The organism is Micromonospora sp. NPDC049359, assembly GCF_044466585.1.
In the GTDB taxonomy this organism is placed as follows: Bacteria; Actinomycetota; Actinomycetes; order Mycobacteriales; family Micromonosporaceae; genus Micromonospora.
On the sequence record NZ_JBITMW010000001.1, the window covers coordinates 399192 to 415457 of the forward strand.

Sequence of the window (16266 nt, forward strand, 5' to 3'; positions counted from 1 at the left end):
GTGTCAACGGTCAGGGACGGTAGCGGTAGCCCATGCCCGGCTCGGTGATGAGGTGGCGGGGGCGGGCCGGATCGTCCTCCAACTTGCGCCGGAGCTGGGCCAGGTACTGCCGCAGGTAGTTGGTCTCGTTCTGGTACTCCGGCCCCCACACCTCCTGCAGGAGCTGGCGTTGGCTGACCAGCTTGCCGGGGTGGCGCAGCAGCTTCTCCAGCACGCTCCACTGCGTGGGGGTCAGCTTGACCTCGGTGTCGTCGTCGCGCCAGACGCGGTGGTCGGCCAGGTCGACGGTGTGCCGGCCGATCCGCAGCGCCGGCACGGCCTCGGTGGGGCCGCCGAGCCGCCGGGTCACCGCGCGGATGCGGGCCAGCAGCTCCTCCACCCCGAACGGCTTGGTGACGTAGTCGTCCGCGCCCGCGTCCAGCGCGGCGACCTTGTCCTCGCTGCCGGCCCGACCGGAGAGCACGATGATCGGCACGGCCGTCCAGCCGCGCAGGCCACGGATCACCTCGACGCCGTCGATGTCGGGCAGGCCGAGGTCCAGGACCACCAGGTCGGGCGGGTGGCTGGCGGCGGCCTTCAACGCGGCGGCCCCGGTCGCGGCGACGTCCACGTCGTACCGGCGGGCGCGCAGGTTGATCCGCAGGGCCCGCAGGATCTGCGGTTCGTCGTCGACGACCAGGATGCGCGTCATTCCTGCGGCTCCTCCGGGCTGGTCTGGGCGGCGGCGGGCAGCCGCAGCACCATGGTGAGACCCCCGCCGGGGGTGGTCTCGGGGGTGATGCTGCCACCCATCGCCTCGGCCAACCCCCGGGACAGGGCGAGCCCGAGGCCGACGCCGGTCTGGTTGTCCCGGTCACCGAGGCGCTGGAACGGCAGGAAGACGTGCTCCCACTTGTCCTCCGGGATGCCGGGCCCACGATCGATGATCCGCAGCTCGACCTCACCGGCGTGCGCGCTGGCGGTGATCGTGGGCGGCTGGTCGGGCGGGCTGTAGCGCAGCGCGTTGGCGATGACGTTGACCAGCACCCGTTCCAGCAGGCCGGGGTCGGCGGTGGCCGCCGGCAGGTCGGCCGGGATGTCCGTGGCGACGGTCGCGGCCGCCGGGCCAAGTTCGTCCAGGGCCAGGGGTACGGCGTCCTCCAGACCGATGGTCGTCGACGTGATGCCCAGCGCGCCGGCCTGAAGGCGACTCATGTCGAGCAGGTTCGCGACCAGTCGGGCGAGGCGGTCGAGCGACTCCTCGGCGGTCTCCAGCAACTCCTCGCGGTCCGCCTCGTCGAACTCGATGTCGTGGCTGCGCAGGCTGGTCACCGCCGCCTTAGCCGACGCCAGGGGCGTACGCAGGTCGTGGCTGACCGCCGCGAGCAGCGCGGTGCGCATCCGGTCGGCTTCGGCGAGGGGCCGGGCGGTGGCGGCCTCCTCGGCGAGCCGTTCCTGGCGTAGCGCGACGGCGGCCTGGGCGGCGAACGCCTCGACGATCCGCCGGTCGGCGGCCTCCAACCGCCGGCCGCTGAGCACCACGGTGATGCGCTCGTCGACGGGTACCGCGGTCTCGCCGTCGTCCGGCGTGCAGGCCGGCTGCTCACCGACGCTGGCCACGACGCACCAGGCGTGTTCCTCGCGGGCCCGCTCGGGGCGACCGCTCGCCTCCTCGGCCAGCTCCAGCAGACTCACCGCGCGCAGCCCGAACGTCTCGCGGAGCTGGTCGAGCAGGGCGGCCAGCGGACGTTCGCCGCGCAGCACCCCACCGGCGACGGCGGCGAGGGTCTGCGCGTCGGCGGCGGCGCGCGCGGCCTCGCGGGTCCGCCGGGCGGCCACGTCGACGATCCAGCTCACCGCGAGGGCCACCCCGACGAAGACGGCGAGCGCGAGCAGGTTGTCGGCCTCGGCGATGGTGAGCGTCCGGTACGGCGGGGTGAAGAACCAGTTGAGCAGCAGCGACCCGCCGAGCGCGGCCACCAGCGCCGGCCACACCCCGCCGACCAGCGCGACCCCGACCACTCCGGCGAGGAACAGCAGGATGTCGTTGGTCAGCGTCAGGTCGGGCAGCGCCTTGAGCAGCAGGGTGAGCAGCGGCATGCCGAGCACCGCCAGGCCGAAGCCGAGCAGCCGGCGACGTCGGGACAGCGCCGCGGGCACGGCCGACGCCCGCCGGCCCTTGCCGGCCTGCTTGTGGGTGACCAGGTGTACGTCGATCGAGCCGGAGAGCGCGGTGGTGGTCACCCCGACGCCCCGGGCGAAGATCTGCGCGAGGCGACCCCGCCGACTCGCGCCGAGCACGAGCTGGGTGGCGTTCACGCCCTGGGCGAAGTCGAGCAGCGCGGCCGGCACGTCGGTGCCGAGCACCTGGTGGTATGTGCCGCCCAGGCTCTCCACGAGCACCCGTTGGCGGGCGAGTTGGGCCGGGTCGGCGCCGGCCAGACCGTCGCTGCGGGCCACGTGCACGGCGAGCAGGTCGGCGCCCTTGCTGCGGGCCGCGATCCGGGCGGCCCGGCGGATCAGCGTCTCACCCTCCGGGCCGCCGGTCAGCGCCACCACGACCCGTTCCCGGGCCTCCCAGGTGGCGGCGATGCCCTGCTGGCTGCGGTACCTGTCGAGCTGCTCGTCGACCTTGTCGGCCAGCCAGAGCAGCGCCAGTTCGCGCAGCGCGGTGAGGTTGCCGACCCGGAAGTAGTTGCCCAGCGCGGCGTCGATCTTGTCGGGGCGGTAGATGTTGCCGTGCGCCATCCGCCGGCGCAGCGCCTCGGGGGTCATGTCGACCAGCTCGACCTGCTCGGCGGCGCGGACGATCTCGTCCGGCACGGTCTCCCGCTGGGTGGTGCCGGTGATCTGCGCGACGACGTCGTTCACCGATTCCAGGTGCTGCACGTTGACCGTGGACAGCACGTCGATCCCCGCGTCCAGCAGTTCCTGGACGTCCTGCCAGCGTTTGTCGTGCCGCGAGCCGGGCACGTTGCTGTGGGCCAGCTCGTCGACGACCGCGATCTCCGGCCGGCGGGCCAGCACCGCGTCCACGTCCATCTCGGTGAACTCGGCGCCCCGGTAGGTCATCGTGCGGCGGGGCACCTGCTCCAGGTCGCCGATCATCGCGGCGGTGTGCTGCCGGCCGTGCGTCTCCACGAAGCCGATCACCACGTCGGTGCCGCGCGCGGCCCGCCGCTGGGCCTCCTCCAACATCGCGTACGTCTTGCCGACGCCGGGAGCGGCCCCGAGATAGATGCGTAGTTCTCCGCGTGGCACGGGAACCATCCTCTCAATGTCGAAGGAAGGGCCCCTTACTAACGCTATGCGTTAGTAAGGGGCCCTTCCTTTCACGCTCAGCGCGCCGGGAACTGCTTGTCGAGGGCGATGTTGAGTTCCAGCACGTTCACGCCGGGCGCACCCATGAAGCCGAGCCCCCGCCCGTCGGTGTGCTCCTCGACGAGCTTGCGGACCACCGCCGGGTCCGCGCCGCGCTCCCGCGCGACCCGGTTCACCTGCAACTCGGCGTACGCCGGGCTGATCTGCGGGTCGAGACCGCTGGCGCTGGCGGTGACCGCGTCGGCGGGCACCGCCGGGTCGGCCGGCGCGTCGCCCCGGATCGGGGTGACCACTCCGCCCGCGGCCACGTAGTCCTCGCCGGGCTTGGCCAGCTCCACGGTGACCCCCTGGTACGAGGGAACGAACGGCGTCGCCGGGGCGACCTGGTTGACGCTGACCACCCGGGTGACCGGGCCGGTCAGGCCGTCGGCGCGGAACACCGCGAGTACGGCGCCCACCCCGTCGTCGGTGCAGAACGGACGCCGACCGTCGACGCCGTTCAGCTCGCCGACCGCCTTGCTGCGCCCGCAGACCTGGGTGAGCAGGCTCTCGCTGGACTCCTCCGGGTCGCTGGCGATGGTGTCGACGACGCTCTCCGGGCCGAGGTTGCTGGCCGAGGTGGACGTCGGGTCGTAGCCGTCGCCGGCGGCCGACGGGCGGGACTGGAAGTAGCGGGCGACGGGGTTGCCGTCCGCGTCGGTGAAGGACTGGCCGATCAGCGAACTGCCAACGGTGGCGCCGCCCGAGGTGATCAGCGAACCGTCGGCCTTGTGGTTGAGGCCGGGCAGTTGGCCGAGCGCGACCAGGGCCAGCGGGTAGACCAGGCCGAGCAGCACCGTGAAGACGAGCAGGGCGCGCAGGGCGGCGAGGTGTTGGGCGATCCAGGTGGGTAGACGCATCACGAAATCCCCGGGATGAACTGGATGAGCAGGTCGATGATCTTGATCCCGATGAACGGCACGATGATGCCGCCCAGCCCGTAGACCAGCAGGTTGCGGCTGAGCAGCTTCGACGCGGCGGCCGGCCGGTACCGCACGCCGCGCAGGGCGAGCGGGATCAGCGCGATGATCACCAGGGCGTTGAAGATGACGGCGGACAGGATCGCCGACTCCGGGCTGGCCAGCCGCATGATGTTCAGCGCGTCCAGGCTCGGGTAGAGGCCGGCGAACATGGCCGGGATGATCGCGAAGTACTTCGCGATGTCGTTGGAGATGCTGAACGTGGTCAGCGCTCCCCGGGTGATCAGCAACTGCTTGCCGATCTCCACGATCTCGATCAGCTTGGTCGGGTCGGAGTCGAGGTCGACCATGTTGCCGGCCTCCTTGGCGGCCGACGTACCGGTGTTCATCGCCACCCCGACGTCGGCCTGGGCGAGCGCCGGCGCGTCGTTGGTGCCGTCACCGGTCATCGCGACCAGCCGACCACCCTCCTGCTCCCGCTTGATCAGCGCGAGCTTGTCCTCCGGCGTCGCCTCGGCCAGGAAGTCGTCCACTCCGGCCTCATCGGCGATGGCCTTCGCGGTACGGGGGTTGTCACCGGTGATCATCACGGTCCGGATGCCCATCCGGCGCATCTCGTCGAACCGCTCGCGCATGCCGGACTTGACCACGTCCTTGAGGTGGATGACGCCGAGCGCACGGGCCGGCTCACCGTCGACGTGCTCGGCGACCACGAGCGGGGTGCCGCCGGTGCCGCTGATCGCGTCCGCGATCTCGCCGACCTGCTCGGTCGGGTGACCGCCGTTCTCCCGTACCCACTTCATGACCGCTGCGGCGGCGCCCTTGCGGACCCGGCGGGCCGTGCCCGACGCGCCACCGTCGACGCTGGCGTCCGGGGTCAGGTCGACGCCGCTCATCCGGGTCTGCGCGGTGAACGGTACGAAGGTGGCGTGCGGCATGACGCCAGGCTCGCGTTCGCGGAGCCCGAACTCGTTCTTCGCCAGGACGACCACCGAGCGCCCCTCCGGGGTCTCGTCGGCCAGGCTGGAGAGCTGGGCGGCGTCGGCCACGGTCGCGGCGTCGACGCCCTCGACCGGGACGAACTCGGCGGCCTGCCGGTTGCCCAGCGTGATGGTGCCGGTCTTGTCCAGCAGCAGCGTGTTGACGTCGCCGGCCGCCTCGACGGCCCGACCGCTCATGGCCAGCACGTTGCGCTGGACGAGGCGGTCCATGCCGGCGATGCCGATGGCCGACAGCAGCGCGCCGATGGTGGTGGGGATCAGGCAGACCAGCAGCGAGACCAGCACGACGCCGGTCACACCGGAGCCGTTGATCGCCCCGCTGTCCGGTGCGGCGGCCTGGTACGCCTTGGAGAAGATCGCCAGCGGCTGGAGGGTGACCACGGCCAGCAGGAAGATGACCGTGAGCGCGGCGAGCAGGATGTTCAGCGCGATCTCGTTCGGCGTCTTCTGCCGGTTCGCGCCCTCGACCAGGGCGATCATCCGGTCGATGAAGCTCTCCCCCGGCTTCTGGGTGATCTTCACGATGATCCGGTCGGAGAGCACCTTGGTGCCGCCGGTGACCGCGCTGCGGTCGCCGCCGGACTCGCGGATGACCGGGGCCGACTCACCGGTGATCGCCGACTCGTCGACGCTGGCGATGCCCTCGACGATGTCGCCGTCGCCCGGGATGATCCCGCCGGCCTCGACCAGGACGACGTCGCCCTGGCGCAGCTCCGGCGCGGGCACCGCCTCGTCGCGGTAGGTGTTGGCCCGCGCGCCGGGCTTCCAGTCGACCAGCCGGGTGGCGATGGTGTCCTGCTTGGCCTGCCGCAGGGCGGCTGCCTGGGCCTTGCCCCGACCCTCGGCGACCGCCTCGGCCAGGTTGGCGAAGATCACGGTCAGCCACAGCCAGGCGGTGATCGCCCAGGCGAACACCGACGGGTCGGTCACCGCCAGGACGGTGGTGAAGGCCGCGCCGACCTCGACGATCAGCATCACCGGGTTGCGCCACAGGGTGGCCGGGTTGAGCTTGCGTACGGCGTCCGGCAGGGACCGGACGAGCTGCTTGGGGTCGAGCAGGCCTCCACCGATCCGGTTGCCCTGCGTCGCCGGGCTGCCGGGAAGCTGCTCTGTCGGGGCGGACGTGACGGACATGTCCTCGTTCCTCATGATGGTCAGAGCCCTTCTGCCAGCGGGCCGAGCGCGAGCGCGGGCAGGAAGGTCAGCGCGACGAGGACCACCGTGACGCCGACGACCATCCCGATGAACAGCGGTCGGTGGGTCGGCAGGGTGCCCTCGGACGCGGGGGTGGGTGCCTGGCGGGCCAGCGAGCCGGCCAACGCGAGCACGAAGATGATCGGCAGGAACCGGCCGAGCAGCATGCACAACCCGAGTGCGGTGTTCCACCAGGCCGTGTTGACCGTGATGCCCGCGAAGGCGGAGCCGTTGTTGTTGCTGGCCGAGGTGAACGCGTACAGCACCTCGGAGAGGCCGTGCGGCCCGACGTTGAGCGCCGTGGAGTTGTTTCCGGTGGCGAACGCCGCAGCCGTGCCGACGAGCACCAGGATCGGCGTGATCAGAAAGTAGAGCGAGGCGAACTTGATCTCCCGCGACCCGATCTTCTTGCCCAGGTACTCGGGGGTGCGACCGACCATCAGCCCCGCCACGAAGACCGTGATCACCGCGAGGATCAGCAGGCCGTACAGGCCGGAACCGGTGCCGCCGGGCGCGACCTCGCCGAGCATCATGTTGCCCAGCAGCATCCCGCCACCGAGCGAGGTGAACGAGTCGTGGAACGAGTTCACCGCACCGGTCGAGGTCAGCGTGGTGGCGGCGGCGAAGGTGGCCGAGTTGGAGACGTCGAACCGCACCTCCTTGCCCTCCATCGCCGCGCCGACCGCCTGCGGGACCGTGCCGTGGCCGGCCAGCTCGAAGATGTTGGTGATGGCGACGCTGAGGAAGGCGAGGATGCCCATCACCGCGGCGATGGCGTAGCCCTGCCGGTTCTGCCCGACCATCCGGCCGAAGACCCGGGGCAGGCTGAACGGGATCAGCAGGATCAGGAAGATCTCCAGCCAGTTCGTCCAGGTGGTGGGGTTCTCGAACGGGTGCGCGCTGTTGACGTTGTAGAAGCCGCCGCCGTTGGTGCCCAGCTCCTTGATCACTTCCTGGCCGGCGACCGGGCCACCGGTGATCGTCTGGCTGCCGCCGGTCAGCGTGCTCACATCGGTGCCGGCGGACAGGTTCTGCACCACTCCGCCGATCATCAGCACGACTGCGCCGAGGACCGCGATCGGCACCAGGATCCGCAGCACGATCCGGGTCAGGTCGACCCAGAAGTTGCCGAGCTGCCCGGTGCGGCTGCGGGCGAAGCCGCGGACCAACGCGACCGCCACCGCGATGCCGACCGCCGCCGAGACGAAGTTCTGCACGGCCAGACCGGCCATCTGCACGAGGTGGCCCATGGTCGACTCACCCGAGTACCACTGCCAGTTCGTGTTGGTCACGAACGAGACGGCAGTGTTCCACGCGCCGTGGGTCATCACCGGGTCGAAGCCCAGCGACAGCCACAGGTGGTTCTGCACCCGCTGAAACAGGTACAGGAACAGGATCGAGACGGCCGAGAACGCGAGCACGCTGCGGGCGTACACGCCCCAGGTCTGCTCGGCGGCCGGGTCGACGCCGACCAGGCGGTAGATCCCCCGCTCGACGCGCGACTGCTTCGTCCCGGAAACGACCCGGAACATGTAGTCGCCGAACGGCTTGTAGACGGCGACGAGCGCCGCCACCAGCGTCAGCACGAAGATGACGCCCGCTGTTGTCATGGTCATCAGAAGCGCTCCGGGAACAGCAGGGCGAACACCAGGAACGCGCCCAGGACGATCGCGAGCACCAGACCGACGGCGTTGACCGCGTTCACAGCTTCTCCACCGCCCGGACCACCAGGGCGAGCACTGCGAACAGCGCCACCGTGAGGACCACGAACACCACGTCAGACACGCTGACTCCTCTTACCGGAAAGGTTCGTCGCGACCGCCTTCCGGTCGCGCCGGGCAAGCAAAGCCCACGTGCGCCTCAGACGGCACGGGCCATAACGCGACCATGACGGCGGCGAACCTTTTCTTGACGCGGTTTTCACGCACGCACCTGATCAGGTGAAATGCGGCACAAACCCGACGGTCCGAGACCGAGGAGAGGAGCCGGGCCGGTCAGGCCGGGCGGCGGGCCACCAGCACGTCGCGCATGATCGACTGGTCCACCCGGTGCCGCAACGCGCGGTAGGGCTCGTCATCGACCACGGTCAGGCCGGCGTCGGCCAGCGCCGCCGCCGCGTCGTCCCGGCTCGCGACGTGGGTGTTCCACGAGATGCCGAGCGCGCCGCCGGGCCGTAGCAACCGCGCCCAGACCGGCGCGGCGTCCGCGAGCAGCGCCAGCGGGTCGCGCGACAGACCCTGATCGGCGGTACGACTGCCGTGCTGTACGCCGTACGGGGCGTCGGCTACCACCACGTCGACGGTCTCCGGCCGGAAGAACTCGCCCGCCCGGGTGGTGTCGGCGTTGACCACGTCCAGCAACTGCGTGCGGCCCGCCTTGTGCTCCTCGCGGGTCGGGGCCAGCTCGATGCGTACCCGCCGGCCGACCACCTTGCGCTCGCGCCGCACCGGCCCCGATTCCAGCACCCGGTGCTTCACGCGCTTCTGCTTCAGCCAGGTGGTGACGAAGGCCCGGTACGCCTCGACGTCCTTCTGGTCGCGCTCGATCCCCGCCGCGTCGAAGCCGTACATCAGCGCCTGGTTGAGGGTGGTGCCCCGACCGCAGAGCGGGTCGAGCACCCGGAACCGACGGTCGGTCAGCTCGCCGGCCCAGTCCGACGCGAGCAGGGTGACGTTGAGCAGCAGCTTGGTGAACTGCTCGTTGGTCTTGCCCACGTACTTCTGGATGGTGAGCAGGTCGTCGTCGTACCGGTCCAGCCGGCTCCACTCGACCGGGCGCAGCAGGTCACCGACGATCTCGAACAGCGCGTACCCGGCGGAGAGGTTGCCCAGGACGGCCAGATCCCGCTCGGTCAGCCCGTCACCCGCGAACGTGACGTACGTCGCGCCGCCGACGACCTCGGTGTCCAGCTCGCCGATCCGGCCGTCGAGCGCCGAGCGGCCGAAGATCTCCAGCTCGGCCCGGGTGAGGTCGATGGCGGATCGGGCGTACACCCGGTTGGTGGCGGGCAGGATCAGCAGGCCGTAGCGCGTCATGATCGGGCGAGTATTCCACAACGGGTGACGACCGCCGGGAACCGGAGCGACGCGCGGACCGACTACCCACACATGGGGTGTGAGCAGTGGCGGGAGATCCTGTCCGCGCAGTTGGACGGGGAGGAGACCGCCGACGAACGGGCGGCGGCGCAGGGGCACCTGGACGAGTGCGCCACGTGCCGGGCCTGGTTCGCGACGGCGGCGGCGGTGACGCGCCGCGTTCGTACCCGATTGGTCACTGATGTCCCCGACCGGACCGACGCGATCATGGCCGCCATCGGCGGCGCTGCCGGGGCCGGGGCGGACGACGCGCCGGCGGCCCGCCGGTCGCGGTGGCGGCTCCACCTGCCCGGACGCGGCACCCTGGTCGTCGGGCTGCGCGCGGCGCTCGGGCTGCTCGGCGCGGTCCAACTGGTGCTCGGCCTCGCCCAGGTGGGCCGGGGAGCGGCCGCGGAGCACCTGCACGCCTCCGGCCAGCACCTGTGGCACGAGTCGGCCGCCTGGAACGTGGCGGTCGGGGCCGGCTTCCTCTTCGTGGCGGTACGCCGCAGCCCACCGGCGGGTCTGCTGCCGATGCTCAGCGCGTTCGTCGGCACCCTGCTGCTGCTCTCGGTCAACGACCTGGCCACCGGGTCGGTGAGCGGGGAGCGGCTGGTCAGCCACGGCTTCCTGGTGGTCGGCTACCTGATCACCGTGCTGCTGTCCCGCCCCGGGCTGCGTCCCGGCGGGCCCGCGCCGCAGCGGCAGCCCACGCCGTCGCGCTGGCGCTTCGGCACCGAGGAGGGCGAACGGCCGCTGCGGGTGGTCAACGCGGGGGCGTACCCCGGGCAGGCCGCCGACCGGCACGCTGCCCCGGCGGCGCGGACCGGTCGGGCCACGCGCGCCGACCGGACGGGCGACCGCCAGGCGGCCTGAGCCGGGCAGGGTCGCCGCCCGGGAGGCGGAGCGTCGCCCGGGAGGCCTGCCGTCCGTCGGGCGTTGCCCGCGGGGCCTGCTCCGCTGTCGGGCGTCGTCCCCAAGGACCTGCCCGCTGTGGGGCGGGTGACTAGGCGCGGGGGTCGACCGGGCCCAGCGGCTCGTCGGCGGCGATGACCTGCGGGATGACCTGTTCGACGATGGCCAGCAGCGTGGTGGTGAGCAGCAGGTGAACCTGGGCGCGGGTCAACGCGCCGCGCTGGAGCCACTCCCGGGCGGTGGACGTCGCCAGCCCGCAGTACGCCCGGACCATTCCCCGCAACTCCTCGTGGTCCTCGGCCTCGTCGGCCAGCCCGACGGCGACCAGCATCCGGTCCGCGGCGACCTCCTCGGCCTCGGCGAGCACCCGCTCCACGTCGGCGTCGCCGCCCATCCCCCGGGCGGTGACCGCCGCGAGCCACGACGTGCTGTGCCGGGACACCACGTCGAGGAACCACGAGACGCTGGCGTCAACCCGGTTCCGCAGATCACCCTTGGGCAGTCGTTCGAGGGCGACCTCCGGAATGGTCACCATGACCCGGACGACCTCCAGGTAGAGGTCCTTCTTGGTGCCGAAGTAGTGGTTGACCAGCCCTCGGGCGACGCCCGCCTCCCGGGCCACGTCGGTGGTCGACACGTCGGCGTACGGCTGCTCGCCGAACAGGCGGACCGCGCAGGCCAGGATCTGGCCGCGCCGGGCGTCCGGCTCCAGCCGGCGGCGGCGGGGAGCGGTCTCGACACTCATCTGCCCGACCCTAGCGGCAGCGCCCGGCCGGCCACGCCCTCGCCATGATCACGCTAGGTAACGAGTTCGTGCGGCTCTCCAGTGGCAATAAACCAAAAGTCCAGAGTGCCGTTTTAGCCTCTGTAGTGCCCCATCCTGGCGATGTATCCGCAGGGCTCGCCAGGGCACCACGGCCCCGGGCCGTCGGCCGGCATGCCGGCTGACGCCTGGCGCACCAAGCAAGGGAGCACAACTGTGGTTTCTCGACGTCGAGTCCTCTCCGGCGCGGCCGGCGCGGCGGTGGGCCTGTCGGCCGCCGGCACGTTCGCCGGCTCCGCGACGGCAGCACCGGCCACCTCCGCCGAAGTGACATCTCCGCTGGCCGCTCGGCGCGGTCGCCTGATGAGCAGGACGGTGGTGACCTCGCCGGCCATCCCGCTGACCCACCTGTCCATCCGGCACGGCGGCCCCTCGGCGGCGGTACGCCTGCGCACCGGCAAGGGGTGGAGCGACTGGCTGGAGCTGAACGCGTGCCAGAACGGCCGGGACGGCGGCCGGCCAGCGGCCCGCTCGAACGTCGTGGTCGCCAACGGCGCGACCGCGTACGAGGTGCAGACCGCCGACGGCTCCGACGCCACCGTCGCCGAGCTGAACACGGTCGACGGGCCCCGGCGGACGGTCGCCAACCCGCGAACGAACAACCTTCCGGTTCCGCGAGGTGGCCGGAAGCCGACGTACCTGCCCCGATCCCGGTGGGGTGCGGACGAGTCGCTGCGCCTCGCCGACGACGGCAGCGAACTGTGGCCGGCCGAGTTCTTTCCGGTGCAGACGCTGACCGTCCACCACAGCGGCGTGTACGAGCACAACGAGGACCCGGACCCGGCCGCGACGGTCCGTGCCATCTACTACGACCAGTGCGTCCTCCAGGAGTTCGGCGACATCGGCTATCACCTGCTGATCGACGAGGCGGGGCGGATCTACGAGGGCCGCTACTCCGATCCGGGACCCCTCCCGGTGTACGGGCCGGGCCTCGGCAGCGACCGCCGGCCGCTCATGGTCAACGCGGCGCACGTCGGCGGCTACAACGCCGGCAACATCGGCGTCTGCCTGCTGGGCCGGTTCACGTCCCGCCAGCCCAGCGCCGCCGCGCACCGGTCATTGGTGTTCGTCCTGGCGGGCCTCGCCGCCGCGGGTCGACTCGCCCCCGCCGGCCGGACCGACTACGTCAACCCGGTCAGCGGAGCGAGTGGCACGGTCGACGTCATCTCCGGGCACCGGGACTGGGCAACCATCGGGGCCGACCCGACCGAGTGCCCCGGCGACGCCTTCCACCCGTACCTCGGCACCCTGCGCCAGGAGGTGGCGGTGCTGCTGAGCCAGTTCCCGACCCCGCCGAAGCACCCGCGCTAGGAGACCCGCGCCCCACCGTCTCCGTCTCGATTCCGTCTCCCCCGACGCCCGGCGGAGGCGGTGGGGCGTGCGCACCTTCCGGGCAGTGATCACTTGATGCTCACCAGTTCGGCGGGCGTTCCTGGCAACTGGTGAGCATCAAGTGATCACCGGAGCCGGTGACGGCGGACCAGGTGTCGGCCGAGGTGCCGCAGGTTTGACGGCTCGGAGTAGAGCGCCGCGTTGATCGCACCGACCGCCACTCCCGGCGCGCGCTGCACCCGGTCGACGTCCCGCACCACCCGGCCGATCAACGTCAGCCGACACCGCAGGTCGAACAGCTCCCGCCGTGCGCAGTGCAACGCAGTCTCCAGTCCCCCGACCCGCTCCCGCAACCACGCCAACTCCGTCGCCTGGTCCATCACGCCCACCTCTCGCCGCACCGCGCCACCACCCGATCGCTTCTCGGACCGTCACGTTCACCCTCACCCATCCGGAAGGGCTGCGCAAGTAGGTAGACCTAATTCGGCATGCCTGATCGCCCTACCGTCAGGTAATGGGTGAAGTCCCGGGTCCACTGGTCGGTCCGCACGAGGTGCAAGACCTGCTCGGCGTGAGCCGGACCCGCATGCGCCAGCTCATCCGCTACCCGACTTTCCCCGCCCCGTTCCAGAGACTGCACGGCACCACGGTCTGGCTGCGTGCTGACGTGGAGGCGTGGATCGCCGAGCACCGCCCGCCCCGCCCGACCGACGGCGACGAGGCCGAGTAGCACCCATCTGGCGGCTGATCCACACGAGATCGCCGACCTGGGCGTATCCGATCGCCTGAATACCGCCACATCGCCAATCTGGAGTGGATCACCCCGTGCGGGGGTCCATGAGGGTCGCATGCGGGCTTAGTAGCCCTCCCTCACCGACCGCGTGAACGTCACGTCTCCGAACTCGAACACCGCTTGAGCGACCGCCTCTGCCTCTGTCGAATGGCACGTGTCCGTCAAGACCTGCCAGTCGCCCGTGCAGTAGAAGACGTAGAAGTCCGCGTCGGCCTCGTCGTAGCGAGCGATCGCGAGATGGGCGACAACCTCCGCGAAGTTGCTGACGGAGTGCCGTGTCGCCCCGGTCGCCAACTGCCCCGGCGCGAGGCTGGCGACCAGCGTGACCTGGGCTCCGTCGAGCCGGGCCGGCGGCATTGCTCTCATGGCACGATCCTCACCCGGGCAGGCCGCTTGATCGACTCGATTTCCTGCAAGGCGGGGTGTCCTGCTCGGGCGGATGGCCCGACTTCATGGAAGCGGAGTCGATCAAGGCGTTGAGGGCTTATTGACATGCTGCCAACAGGGCGCGAGGGTGGTGCCATGCCCACGCCCGACGGCTCCCCCGCGCCCTGGCGGCGGCCCGAACACGACGACCTCGCCGAACTGGCCCGCGCCTTCTTCACCAAGGAGGTGCTGCCGCACTCCGAACGCCTGCTGGCGCAGGGGCACCCGGACCGCGAGCACTACCGCCGCGCGGGTGAGCTGGGACTGCTCGGCCCGTCGGTGCCCGAGGAGTACGGCGGCGGGGGCGGCGACTTCACCCACGAGGCCGTGGTGCTGCACGAGCAGGCGTACGCCGGGGAGGGCAGCCTCGGGTTGGCCGTACACAGTGGCATCGTCACCGGCTACCTCGTGGCGTACGGCAGCGAGGAGCAGAAGCGGCGGTGGCTGCCCGGCCTGTGCGGCGGTGAACTGGTGGGCGCGATCGCGATGACCGAGCCGGACGGCGGCTCGGACCTTCAGGCGATGCGGACGCGGGCGGTCCGTGACGGCGACGACTACCTGGTCAGCGGCGCGAAGACGTTCATCACCAACGGCGGTCTGGCCGACCTGGTCATCGTGGCGGTCAAGACCGACCCCGAGCAACGGGCGGCCGGCATCTCACTGCTGGTCTGCGAGGTGGGTGGGGACCCGGAGGGGTTCCGTCGCGGCCGGCTGCTGTCCAAGATCGGGCTGCACGCCAACGACACGGCCGAGCTGTTCTTCGACGAGTTCCGGGTGCCGGCGGCCAACCTGCTCGGCGGCGTCGAGGGGCTGGGCTTCGTCCAGATGATGCAGCAGCTTCCGCAGGAGCGCCTGGTCATCGGCGTCGGCGCGGTGGCGGCCATGGAACGGGCGGTGGCGCTGACCGTCGCGTACGCCAAGGAGCGCACCGCCTTCGGCAAGCCGCTGATGGGCCACCAGAACACCCGGATGGTGCTCGCGGAGTGTGCGACGCGTACCCGGGTCAGTCGGGTCTTCCTGGACGACTGCGTCGTCCGGCACACGCGCGGCGACCTGGACGTCGCGACGGCCGCGATGGCCAAGTCGTGGCTCACCGACGGGCAGTGCGAGGTCGTCGACCGGTGCCTCCAGGTCTTCGGCGGGTACGGCTACACGACGGAGTACCCGATCGCCCGCATGTACGCCGACGCCCGGGTACAGAAGATCTACGGCGGCACCAACGAGATCATGAAGGAGCTGATCGCCCGTGCCCTCTGAGGCGTCCACGCGCGGCACGGACGGATCGTCGCGAGGCGGACCGCTGGCCGGCGTACGGGTGGTCGAGCTGGCCAGTCTCGCGCCGGCGCCGTTCGGCTGCATGGTGCTCGCCGACCTCGGAGCGGACGTGGTGCGCGTCGACCGGCCGGGCGGCCCGGGGGCCGGTCGGCTGGCCGCGCCGAGCGGAGGACCGTTGCAGCGCGGCCGGCGGCTGACCGCGCTGGACCTGAAGTCCCCGACCGGTGTGGCGGACCTGCTGCGTCTCGTCGAGCGGGCGGACGTGCTGGTCGAGGCGTACCGGCCGGGGGTCGCCGAGCGCCTCGGCTTCGGCCCGGACGTCTGCCGGGACCGCAACCCGCGTCTGGTGTACGCGCGAATGACCGGCTGGGGTCAGGACGGCCCGCTGGCCGCACGGGCCGGCCACGACATCGACTACATCGCGGTCGCCGGAGCGCTGGAACCGTTGGGCCGGGCCGGTGAGCGCCCGCACGCGCCGTTGAACCTGATCGGCGACTTCGCCGGTGGCGGCATGCTGCTGGCCGTGGGCGTGTTGGCCGCGCTGCTCGAACGGGAGCGCTCGGGCCTCGGCCAGGTCGTCGACGCGGCCATGGTCGACGGTTCGGCGCTGCTCACCTCGTTTCTGCACGGGCTGCTCGGCACCGGCCGGTGGGCGGCCCCGCGGGGGCGGAATCTGCTCGACGGAGGAGCGCCCTTCTACGACACGTACGCCACGGCCGACGGTGGCTTCATGGCCGTCGGCGCGCTGGAACCGGCCTTCTACGGCGAACTGCTGGCCGGTCTCGGCCTCACCGACGCGGACCTGCCCCACCAGTACGACCCGCGCGGCTGGGACGAGCTGCGCAGGCGGCTCACCGAACGGTTCGCCGAGCGGACGCGCGACGAGTGGACGGCGGTCTTCGCCGAGCGGGATGCCTGCGTCGCCCCGGTGCTCGCCCCCGGCGACGCGCACCGGCACCCGCACAACGCGGCCCGGGGCACGTTCGTCGAGGTGGACGGCGAGGTGCAACCCGCACCGGCGCCGCGCTTCGACCGTACGCCGACGGGGCCGCCCGTCCCGGCGCCCGATCCGGAGCGGGACGCGTCGCCGGTCGAGGAGATCCTGACCGCCTGGTCGTAGCCGGCGGGACAGCCGTGCCGGTGTCGCGTTGATACGGTCGTGCACCGACGGTCC

General features: G+C 71.6%; 15 protein-coding genes. 5 read left to right on the top strand and 10 right to left on the bottom strand.

Features of this window, described 5'->3' with window-relative positions:
* Window positions 1–10: 10 nt before the first annotated feature.
* The 7 genes from ACIBTX_RS01840 to ACIBTX_RS01870 all read right to left on the bottom strand — a co-directional run bounded on the left by ACIBTX_RS01840 (window position 11) and on the right by ACIBTX_RS01870 (window position 9489).
* Window positions 11–691, bottom strand: a complete 681-nt coding sequence (locus ACIBTX_RS01840) for a response regulator (RefSeq protein WP_234586659.1) — start codon at window positions 689–691, stop codon at window positions 11–13.
* Window positions 688–3240 (bottom strand): DUF4118 domain-containing protein, encoded by a 2553-nt coding sequence (locus tag ACIBTX_RS01845; RefSeq protein WP_357171955.1) that lies wholly within the window; start codon window positions 3238–3240, stop codon window positions 688–690. Before ACIBTX_RS01845 ends, ACIBTX_RS01840 begins: the two co-directional genes overlap by 4 nt.
* 77 nt (window positions 3241–3317) lie before the next feature.
* Window positions 3318–4199 carry a potassium-transporting ATPase subunit C gene (locus tag ACIBTX_RS01850; protein WP_396831917.1) on the bottom strand — a complete coding sequence of 294 codons (882 nt, stop codon included), beginning with the start codon at window positions 4197–4199 and terminating at the stop codon, window positions 3318–3320.
* The gene (gene kdpB / locus ACIBTX_RS01855; protein WP_357124112.1) at window positions 4199–6394 is read right to left on the bottom strand and encodes a potassium-transporting ATPase subunit KdpB; all 2196 of its coding nucleotides are present in this window, start codon (window positions 6392–6394) and stop codon (window positions 4199–4201) included. The genes ACIBTX_RS01850 and kdpB overlap by 1 nt, the downstream gene beginning before the upstream one ends.
* A 20-nt stretch (window positions 6395–6414) precedes the next feature.
* The gene (gene kdpA / locus ACIBTX_RS01860; RefSeq protein ID WP_357124110.1) at window positions 6415–8070 is read right to left on the bottom strand and encodes a potassium-transporting ATPase subunit KdpA; all 1656 of its coding nucleotides are present in this window, start codon (window positions 8068–8070) and stop codon (window positions 6415–6417) included.
* Window positions 8070–8159, bottom strand: coding sequence for a K(+)-transporting ATPase subunit F (gene kdpF / locus ACIBTX_RS01865; protein ID WP_036390805.1), 90 nt, complete (start codon window positions 8157–8159; stop codon window positions 8070–8072). The genes kdpA and kdpF overlap by 1 nt, the downstream gene beginning before the upstream one ends.
* Window positions 8160–8448: 289 nt before the next feature.
* The gene (locus ACIBTX_RS01870; protein WP_357124106.1) at window positions 8449–9489 is read right to left on the bottom strand and encodes an SAM-dependent methyltransferase; all 1041 of its coding nucleotides are present in this window, start codon (window positions 9487–9489) and stop codon (window positions 8449–8451) included.
* A gap of 72 nt (window positions 9490–9561) precedes the next feature.
* Here ACIBTX_RS01870 and ACIBTX_RS01875 point away from each other — a divergent pair, with 72 nt between their 5' ends.
* Window positions 9562–10404 (top strand): zf-HC2 domain-containing protein, encoded by an 843-nt coding sequence (locus tag ACIBTX_RS01875; protein WP_357124672.1) that lies wholly within the window; start codon window positions 9562–9564, stop codon window positions 10402–10404.
* Between the two features lie 130 nt (window positions 10405–10534).
* On the opposite strand, the gene ACIBTX_RS01880 is transcribed toward ACIBTX_RS01875, so the two are convergent.
* Window positions 10535–11188 (bottom strand): TetR/AcrR family transcriptional regulator, encoded by a 654-nt coding sequence (locus tag ACIBTX_RS01880; protein WP_357124104.1) that lies wholly within the window; start codon window positions 11186–11188, stop codon window positions 10535–10537.
* 234 nt (window positions 11189–11422) lie between these two features.
* Between ACIBTX_RS01880 and ACIBTX_RS01885 the strand changes: the two genes are divergently transcribed.
* On the top strand, window positions 11423–12577 hold the full coding sequence (locus ACIBTX_RS01885) for a peptidoglycan recognition family protein (protein WP_357124101.1): 1155 nt from the start codon (window positions 11423–11425) through the stop codon (window positions 12575–12577).
* Between the two features lie 146 nt (window positions 12578–12723).
* Here the strand turns inward: ACIBTX_RS01885 and ACIBTX_RS01890 are convergent, their stop codons facing one another.
* Window positions 12724–12978, bottom strand: coding sequence for a hypothetical protein (locus ACIBTX_RS01890; RefSeq protein ID WP_357124098.1), 255 nt, complete (start codon window positions 12976–12978; stop codon window positions 12724–12726).
* Window positions 12979–13112: 134 nt separating this feature from the next.
* Between ACIBTX_RS01890 and ACIBTX_RS01895 the strand changes: the two genes are divergently transcribed.
* Window positions 13113–13328 (top strand): AlpA family transcriptional regulator, encoded by a 216-nt coding sequence (locus ACIBTX_RS01895; RefSeq protein ID WP_110564596.1) that lies wholly within the window; start codon window positions 13113–13115, stop codon window positions 13326–13328.
* Between the two features lie 126 nt (window positions 13329–13454).
* Here the strand turns inward: ACIBTX_RS01895 and ACIBTX_RS01900 are convergent, their stop codons facing one another.
* Window positions 13455–13757, bottom strand: coding sequence for a hypothetical protein (locus ACIBTX_RS01900; RefSeq protein WP_357396332.1), 303 nt, complete (start codon window positions 13755–13757; stop codon window positions 13455–13457).
* A gap of 156 nt (window positions 13758–13913) precedes the next feature.
* Here ACIBTX_RS01900 and ACIBTX_RS01905 point away from each other — a divergent pair, with 156 nt between their 5' ends.
* Both ACIBTX_RS01905 and ACIBTX_RS01910 read left to right on the top strand, forming a co-directional pair.
* A complete protein-coding gene (locus ACIBTX_RS01905; protein ID WP_357124089.1) occupies window positions 13914–15074 on the top strand; it encodes an acyl-CoA dehydrogenase family protein in 1161 nt (386 codons plus the stop codon).
* Window positions 15064–16212, top strand: coding sequence for a CaiB/BaiF CoA-transferase family protein (locus ACIBTX_RS01910; protein ID WP_357396337.1), 1149 nt, complete (start codon window positions 15064–15066; stop codon window positions 16210–16212). The genes ACIBTX_RS01905 and ACIBTX_RS01910 overlap by 11 nt, the downstream gene beginning before the upstream one ends.
* The last annotated feature ends 54 nt before the right edge of the window (window positions 16213–16266 follow it).

Coding starts and splice junctions, on each gene's coding strand:
- ACIBTX_RS01840 (WP_234586659.1), bottom strand. CDS start 691: ATGACGCGCATCCTGGTCGTCGACGACGAACCGCAGATCCTGCGGGCC.
- ACIBTX_RS01850 (WP_396831917.1), bottom strand. CDS start 4,199: ATGCGTCTACCCACCTGGATCGCCCAACACCTCGCCGCCCTGCGCGCC.
- kdpB (WP_357124112.1), bottom strand. CDS start 6,394: ATGTCCGTCACGTCCGCCCCGACAGAGCAGCTTCCCGGCAGCCCGGCG.
- kdpA (WP_357124110.1), bottom strand. CDS start 8,070: ATGACCATGACAACAGCGGGCGTCATCTTCGTGCTGACGCTGGTGGCG.
- ACIBTX_RS01870 (WP_357124106.1), bottom strand. CDS start 9,489: ATGACGCGCTACGGCCTGCTGATCCTGCCCGCCACCAACCGGGTGTAC.
- ACIBTX_RS01875 (WP_357124672.1), top strand. CDS start 9,562: ATGGGGTGTGAGCAGTGGCGGGAGATCCTGTCCGCGCAGTTGGACGGG.
- ACIBTX_RS01880 (WP_357124104.1), bottom strand. CDS start 11,188: ATGAGTGTCGAGACCGCTCCCCGCCGCCGCCGGCTGGAGCCGGACGCC.
- ACIBTX_RS01890 (WP_357124098.1), bottom strand. CDS start 12,978: ATGGACCAGGCGACGGAGTTGGCGTGGTTGCGGGAGCGGGTCGGGGGA.
- ACIBTX_RS01895 (WP_110564596.1), top strand. CDS start 13,113: ATGGGTGAAGTCCCGGGTCCACTGGTCGGTCCGCACGAGGTGCAAGAC.
- ACIBTX_RS01900 (WP_357396332.1), bottom strand. CDS start 13,757: ATGAGAGCAATGCCGCCGGCCCGGCTCGACGGAGCCCAGGTCACGCTG.
- ACIBTX_RS01905 (WP_357124089.1), top strand. CDS start 13,914: ATGCCCACGCCCGACGGCTCCCCCGCGCCCTGGCGGCGGCCCGAACAC.